Source organism: Dietzia maris, assembly GCF_014144855.1.
In the GTDB taxonomy this organism is placed as follows: Bacteria; Actinomycetota; Actinomycetes; order Mycobacteriales; family Mycobacteriaceae; genus Dietzia; species Dietzia kunjamensis.
Genome location: NZ_JAALDN010000443.1, coordinates 1 through 710, shown reverse-complemented (window position 1 = coordinate 710; position 710 = coordinate 1). Strand labels below are relative to the sequence as shown.

Sequence of the window (710 nt, the reverse complement as noted above, 5' to 3'; positions counted from 1 at the left end):
CCCGCACCCGTAGCCCGTCCGCGGCCTCACCCGCCGCCGGGTCCCCTGTGAACTAAGCGTCACGGGACCGTGATCCGACGCCACAGTTCCGCAACACCGCCTTCCTAGCCTGATCGGTACAGGCTCGAAGGAGGTCCAGGAATGACTGAGCACATCGTCGTCGTCGGGCACGGGATGGTCTCCCACCGATTCGTCTCCACCCTCGGCTCGCGGTACGCCGACACCGACCTGGCCGTCACGGTGATCGGCGAGGAACCCGACCCCGCGTACGACCGCGTGGGCCTCTCGGCCTATGTCGGCGCCTGGGAACGTGCGGCCCTGCACCTCGAGGACGCCCGCCACTCCGCCGACCCGAGGGTCACCGTCCGCTCGGGACACCTCGTCACGGCGATCGACCGATCCGCGCGGCAGGTCGAACTCGACTCCGGCGAGCTCATCTCCTACGACACGCTGGTCCTGGCCACCGGCTCGCGCGCGTTCGTCCCGCCCGTGCCCGGTCACGACCTGCCCGGCTGCCATGTCTACCGCACCCTCGACGACCTCGACGCGATCCGCGCGGCCGCCGAGACCGCAGGGCCCGGCGCGCACGGCGTCGTGATCGGCGGCGGGCTGCTCGGCATCGAGGCCGCCAATGCGTTGAGCCTGATCGGGCTGACCCCGCACGTCGTGGAGCGCAACGACCGGCTCATGCCCGTCCAGGTCGACGGTCG

At 71.3% G+C, this 710-nt stretch carries 1 protein-coding gene; it reads left to right on the top strand.

Annotation, left to right across the window (positions count from 1 at the left end):
- Window positions 1–141 precede the first annotated feature (141 nt).
- Window positions 142–710 (top strand): NAD(P)/FAD-dependent oxidoreductase (locus G6024_RS13945; protein WP_159148963.1); only part of this gene is annotated, 569 nt, incomplete at its 3' end.